This window comes from Pseudomonas sp. SJZ103 (assembly GCF_007828335.1).
Taxonomy (GTDB): Bacteria; Pseudomonadota; Gammaproteobacteria; order Pseudomonadales; family Pseudomonadaceae; genus Aquipseudomonas.
Map to the genome: position 1 here is coordinate 305,684 of NZ_VIUN01000007.1, position 6,583 is coordinate 312,266.

Annotated in this window: 5 protein-coding genes; all 5 read right to left on the reverse strand. The window is 63.1% G+C overall.

The genetic code is table 11. From position 1 onward, the window contains the following. Nucleotide 1: 1 nt before the first annotated feature. From FBY10_RS17835 to purU, 5 genes are read right to left on the reverse strand one after another with little or no spacing between them, the layout of a single operon-like run. Complete coding sequence (locus FBY10_RS17835) at nucleotides 2-2,899, reverse strand: 2Fe-2S iron-sulfur cluster-binding protein (protein WP_145337209.1); 2,898 nt, start codon at nucleotides 2,897-2,899, stop codon at nucleotides 2-4. Next, complete coding sequence (locus tag FBY10_RS17840; RefSeq protein ID WP_065939715.1) at nucleotides 2,896-3,195, reverse strand: sarcosine oxidase subunit delta; 300 nt, start codon at nucleotides 3,193-3,195, stop codon at nucleotides 2,896-2,898. The genes FBY10_RS17835 and FBY10_RS17840 overlap by 4 nt, the downstream gene beginning before the upstream one ends. 13 nt (nucleotides 3,196-3,208) lie before the next feature. Further along, nucleotides 3,209-4,450 (reverse strand): FAD-dependent oxidoreductase, encoded by a 1,242-nt coding sequence (locus FBY10_RS17845; protein WP_145337210.1) that lies wholly within the window; start codon nucleotides 4,448-4,450, stop codon nucleotides 3,209-3,211. Next, the gene (gene folD, locus FBY10_RS17850) at nucleotides 4,432-5,337 is read right to left on the reverse strand and encodes a bifunctional methylenetetrahydrofolate dehydrogenase/methenyltetrahydrofolate cyclohydrolase FolD (RefSeq protein WP_145337211.1); all 906 of its coding nucleotides are present in this window, start codon (nucleotides 5,335-5,337) and stop codon (nucleotides 4,432-4,434) included. Before folD ends, FBY10_RS17845 begins: the two co-directional genes overlap by 19 nt. Beyond that, entirely contained in the window at nucleotides 5,334-6,200 is an 867-nt protein-coding gene (purU, locus tag FBY10_RS17855; RefSeq protein WP_090402534.1) for a formyltetrahydrofolate deformylase, read from the reverse strand. Before purU ends, folD begins: the two co-directional genes overlap by 4 nt. Nucleotides 6,201-6,583: the final 383 nt, after the last annotated feature.

Genomic DNA, 6,583 nt, shown 5'->3' on the forward strand with positions numbered 1-6,583 from the left:
CTTAACCCTCCTGGCGTTGGTTGGTGGGGTCGAAGAACGGCAGTTGCACCACCTCGGCCTGGACGACGATGCCGCCTTCGACGCGAATCGGAATGCGCTGCCCCGGTGTGCTCTGGTCGATCCCGGCGTAGGCCAGGCCGATGATGCGGCCCAGGCTGGTGGAGTATTCGCAGGAGGTGACGTTGCCGCTGATGTCCGCGCCGTTGAGCACCAGGTGGCCTTCCAGCGGTTGCACACTGCCCTTGGGCAGGCTGAAGCCCACCAGTTTGCGTTTCAGCGGCTGGGCTTCGAGGATGTCCACCGAGCGGCGACCGACGAAGAATGGCTTGTTGCGGTTGACCGCCCAGCCCATGTCGATTTCTGCCGGGTGAGTCATGCCGTCAGTGTCCTGGCTGATGATCACGTGGCCTTTTTCCAGGCGCAGCAGGCGTTGGGTTTCGACGCCGAAGGGGCGAATGTCAAAGGCCTTGCCGGCCGTCATCAACGCGTCCCACAACGCCAGGCCGTGGCGTGCCGGTACGTGGATTTCATAGCCCAATTCGCCGACGAACCCCACCCGCAGCAAGCGTGCCTTGATCCCGGCCACCGTACCCTGGCGCACGCCCAGGTAGGGGAAGCCTTCGGCACTGAGGTCGATGTCGCTGCACACCTGCTCCAGCACCTTGCGCGAATCCGGCCCGGCGACGTTCACCGCACAGATCGCCGCAGTGACGTTGGTCACGTCCACGTCCAGGCGCCACTGCGCGTTCCACTTGAGCATCTGCTGGTAGATGCGGTCGACGCCGCTGGTGGTGGCGGTGACGTAGAAATGGTTGTCGGCCAGCCGCGCGCACACGCCATCGTCGATCACCACGCCGTGTTCGTTGGTCATCAGCGCATAACGCGAACGGCCCACCGGCTGCTTGAGGAACGCAAAGGTGTACATGCGGTTGAGCAATTCGGCGGCGTCCGGGCCGCGCACGTCGAGGCCGCCGAGTGTGGACACATCGATCAGCCCGACCTTGTTGCGCACGTGCAGCGCTTCGGCCTGCATGCATGCTTCGCGGTCCTCGGCCTTGCCGTAATAGGCCGGGCGCTGCCAGATACCGGCGGGCATCATCTTCGCTCCGGCTTGCACATGGCGTGCGTGCATCGGCGTTTGGCGGTAAGGGTCGAAGGCGCGCCCGGCGACATGCGCGAGTTTCTCCGCCACGAACGGCGGCCGTGCGGTGGTGACCCCGGTTTCGCTGATAGTGCGCTGGGTCGCCCAGGCCACCAGCCGTGCGGTCGGCAGCGCCGAGTGGCGCCCCTGGGACGGGCCCATGCCGACCGTGGAGTAACGCTTGACCAACTGCACATCGCGGTAGCCGATGCGGGTGGCGTTGACGATGTCCGCCACCTGCAGGTCTTCGTCGAAGTCGACAAAATCCTTGCCTTTGGGGTGCGGGAAGATCGGCCAGTGGAAGTTGACCTGGGCTTCACTGTGCAGCGCTGCAGGCGAGCCGGCGCTGTTCAAACCGAGGGCGAGCAGGCTGTCGGCGGCGGCGTTGGTCGCTTCCGCCAGCACATTGTCCAGTTGATGCCGCCCGTGTACGGACCCCGCCACGCCCAGGTTGCGCGGCAGGCCACTGAGGCTGAACTCCGCCCGCGAGTCGTCATAGGCCAGCTTGCCACCGGCCTGGCATAGCAGCTGATAGACCGGCATATAACCGGCCGACATGCACAGCAGGTCGCAGTCGATCACTTGCCCGCTGGCACTGACCTGGCCCTGGCCGGTGATCTGGCGCACGTCGACGCCTTTCACATGGCGCAGACCTTTTTCATGCAGGGCTTCGAACACGGTGCTGTTGCTCAGGCACGGGATCTTGCGCTGGGCCAGGGCGCCCGGCAGGGCTTTGTCCGCCGGGGCGTGACGCAAGTCGATCACGGCGGCCACGTCCACGCCCTGGTCATGCAGGTCGAGGGCGGCGAGGTAGCCGTCATCGTTGCCTGTGAGTACCACTGCGCGCTTGCCGGGCTTGACTGCATACAGCTTCATCAGGCGTTGCGCGGCGCTGGTGAGCATCACCCCCGGCAGGTCGTTGTTGCGGAAGACCACCGGTTGGTCGAACGAACCGCTGCACACCAGGCACTGTTGCGCGCGCACTTTGTACAGGCGCTTGCCCTGGATCACCGGCAGGTAGTTGTCGGTGAACCAGGCATTGCAGGTGGCGTCGGTGAGCACCTGGATATTCGCGTGTTGCTGCACCGCGCCGAGCAACTCGCGGCGCAAGGTGTCGGCGCGGGTGCCGGCAATATCGAAGCGCGCGTAGGTCAGCGACCCGCCGAGGATCGGCTGCTGCTCGATCAGCAACACCTTGGCGCCGGCATTCGCGGCGGTCAGCGCGGCCTGCAAGCCAGCGGGGCCGGCGCCGATCACGGCGAGGTCGGTGAACAGGTAGGCCTTGTCGTAGTACTCGGGTTGGCACGTCAGGTCGAGCACGCCCAGGCCGGCTTTTTTGCGGATGATCGGCTCCCAGACTTTCCACATGCCCTTGGGCTTGTAGAACGATCGGTAGTAGAAACCCACTGGCATGAACTTGGAGAACTTGCCCAGGTAGGCGTCCTTGTCGTTGTCCAGCGAGCCGTTGACGTTCTGCGCCGTCACCGCCAAGCCGGCGGACAGCGCGTGGGCATCGGCCAATACGTTGGGTTCGCGGGGCAGTTGCACCAGGCTGTTGGCGTCATGGCCGGCCATGGTCAATGGGCCGCGTGGGCGGTGGTACTTGAACGAACGCGACATCAGGAAGCGCCCGTTGGCGAGCAGCGCGCTGGCGATGCTGTCGCCCTGCAAACCTTGGTAGGGCAGGCCGTCGAAACTGAAATCGAGTGGCTGGTCACGCTGGATCAGCAAGCCCATGGGGGCGGGGAGGCGGTTCATCCGGCGATCTCCTTGGCGGTGGTGAAATCGACGCGGGTGGTGAACACTTCGCGCGGATCGAAGGTGCGCACGATCTCGTCGGTGACCGTATGGCGCTCGGCGAGGAACCAGTAGCTGGACGGCGTGTGCATCCACCATTCGCGCACCACACCGGCGAGGTTGTCGGTGTTGAACACGTAGTCGGCCCATTCGGCATCGCTGCAGGTCACCGGGTCGGGCATCGGTTTGAATTCACCGCCGTAGGTGAACTCGCTGATATTGCGCGGCCCGTTGAGCGGGCAAATCATGATTTTCATCGTCTGCTCTCCGTCAGTGGCTGGCCGCTGTGGCGCCCATTTCGTTGACTTGCTGGAAGGTCGAAAAGCGCTCGAGGCCGAAGGGCTTGATCAAGTCCGGCACCTTGCCGCCGCTGGCGACCAGCTCGGCCATGGTTTTGCCGCAGATCGGCGTGGCCTTGAAGCCCCAGGTGCCCCAGCCGGCGTCGAGGTAGTAATTCTTTACCGGCGACAGGCCCATGATCGGGCTGTAGTCGGGGGTCATGTCGGTGATCCCGGCCCACTGGCGCATCAACTTGGCGTTGGCCAGGAACGGGAACATCTCGATGGCATGGGCCAACAGGCTTTCCTTGAGGTCCAGGGTCGAGCGCGTGTTGAACAGCGGGTACGGGTCGGAACCGCCACCGAACACCACTTCGCCACGACTGGTTTGCTGCACGTAGCAATGCAGGGCCGAGGAACTCACCAACGGGTCGAGGAACGGCTTGAACGGTTGGGTGACCATGGCCTGTAACGGGAAGGTCTGGATCGGCGAACGGATACCGGCCTTGGCCATCAGCAGCGAACTGTGCCCGGCAATCGCCTGCACCGCGCAGCCGCAACGGATGGTGCCGCGATTGGTTTTCACCGCGGTGATGGTGCCGTTTTCGATCACTAGGTCCTGCACTTCGGTGAGCTGGTGGATTTCCACGCCGCGCTTGGCCGCCTGCTTGGCGTAGCCCCAGGCCACGGCATCGTGGCGTGCGGTGGCGCCGTCGATATGCCAGAGCCCGGCGAGCACCGGCAAGTGGCCGGGGTCGAGGTTGAGGCTGGGCACCAGCTCGCGGATCTGCTGGCGGTCGATCATCTCGGTACGCCCGCCGAAGTGCTTGTTGACCTCGGCGCGTTGGCGGAACGAACGCACGGTGGCGTCGGTGTGGGCCAGGGTCAGTTGGCCGCGCTCGGAGTACATGATGTTGAAATCGAACTCGTTGGACAGCGACTGGAACATCTTCACCGACTCGGCGTAGAAACGAACGCCTTCGCTGGTGAGGTAGTTGGAGCGGATCACCGCCGTATTGCGCGCGGTATTGCCGCCGCCCAGGTAGGCCTTTTCCAGCACCGCTATATTGGTGATCCCGTGGTACTTGGCCAGGTAGTAGGCCGTCGCCAGGCCATGGCCACCGGCGCCAATGATCACCACGTCGTAACTCGACTTGAGTTCCTTGGGCGGTGGCAGGTCCACCTCCACCGGGTACTCCGAACTCAGCCCGTATTTCAATAGATTGAATGGCATACGGCCTCCGATTGGCTGCGTAGGGCGTGGTGTTGCGCCAGGGCGGCGGCCACGGTGTTTTTCATCAGGAAGGCAATGGTCATCGGCCCGACACCGCCGGGCACCGGGGTGATGGCGGCGACATGGGGCAGGGCGCTGTCGAAGTCGACATCACCCACCAGGCGGCTGCGGCCGTCGTCGTCGATGCGGTTAATACCGACATCAATCACCACCGCGCCGGGCTTCAACCAGCTCGCGTCAATCAAGCGGGCGCGGCCCACGGCGGCGATCACGATATCGGCCTGGCGACACAGGGCCTGGGCATCGTGGCTGCGTGAATGCAGCACGGTCACCGAGCAATCCGCCTTGAGCAGCAGCGCGGCCATGGGCTTGCCGACGATGTTCGAACGGCCGATCACCACCGCGTGTTTGCCACGCAGGTCGCCGCAGGTTTGCTCCAACAGATACAGGCAACCGCTCGGGGTGCATGGCGTGAGCACCGCGCGGCCCTGGCTGAGGCCGCCGACGTTCTGGCTGTGAAACCCGTCGACGTCCTTCTCCGGCGCGATGGCTTCCAGGGCGCGCAGTTCGTCCATCTGCGCCGGCAACGGCAATTGCAGGAGGATGCCGTGGATCGCCGGGTCGGCATTCAATTGGCCGATCAGAATCAATAATTGTTCGGTGCTGGTATCGCCGGGCAGGCGATGCTCCACGGAGCGGATGCCCACCTTTTCGGCGCGCAGGATCTTGTTGCGCACATAAACCTGGCTGGCCGGGTCGCTGCCCACCAGGATCACCGCCAGCGCCGGTTGAATATCTTGCCCATGCAGCCGCGCCACGTCCTCGCGCACTTGCAGCAGCACTCGCGCCGCGGCGGCTTTGCCGTCGATCAGTTTATGCGCGCTCACCGGAACACCACCGTTCTGTCCTGATTGAGGAAGACCCGGTGCTCCAGGTGGTACTTGACCGCCTTGGACAGGGCCACGGTTTCGGTGTCGCGGCCGATGGCGACGAGGTCGTCGGGCTTGTACACGTGGTCGACGCGCTGCACTTCCTGCTCGATGATTGGGCCCTCATCCAGGTCGCTGGTCACATAGTGCGCGGTGGCGCCGATCAACTTCACACCGCGTTGATACGCCTGGTGATAGGGCTTGGCACCCTTGAAACCGGGCAGGAACGAATGGTGGATATTGATCGCCCGCCCCGACAGTTGCCGGCACAGGTCGTCGGAGAGGATCTGCATGTAGCGCGCCAACACCACCAGCTCGGTGCGGGTGTCATCGACGATCTTCATCAACTCGGCTTCCTGCGCGGCCTTGTTGTCCTTGGACACCGGCAGGTAGATAAAGCGAATGCCCTCGCGCTCGGCCATCGGCCGCAGGTCGAGGTGGTTGGAGACGATGGCGGTGATGGTCATGTCCATCTCGCCCTTGTGGTAGCGGTAGAGCAGGTCGGTGAGGCAGTGGTCGAACTTGCTCACCATCAGCATCACGCGCATCGGTTCGCGGGTGTCGTACAGCTCCCACTGCATGTCGAAGGCCTGGGCGACATCGGCGAAACCGTCTCTGATCTCTTGCAGGTCCCCTGTGTGCCCATCGTTGAAGCGGAACACGGCGCGCATGAAGAAGCGGCCGCTGAAGTCATCGTCGAACTGCGCCATTTCCCCGATGTAGCACGCCTTGTCCGCCAGGTAAGTGGTGACGGCAGCGACGATGCCGGACACGGCGGGGCACGTCACCTTGATGATGAAATGGTTTTTTTCGTGTTGCATGACACGTCCTCGGGATGATGGCGGCAGCTCATCGCATAGCGAAAAAATGTCTGAGGACAGCAGGCTCATTCCTTGAGCGCATTTTCTTGTGAGGAATAAAATATTCCTGAATTGGCTTTATAGGGGAATGGGGGCAGGGCGTCTAGGGGTTTTGGGAAAGTTTTTTAACTGAGGGGAATTTTTAGCGGACAGGACGGCATCGAATCCAGTCAAAAATGTGGGAGGGGGCTTGCTCCCGATAAGGGTGGGTCAATGACAAATGCATTCACTGACATTCCCTTATTGGGAGCAAGCTGAACTGGCCTAATGATTTTGGACACTTCAATCGGGCGCTATGATAGCGCCCAAATCTGAGGTGTTTGGATATGCGTAAATCTTATTCG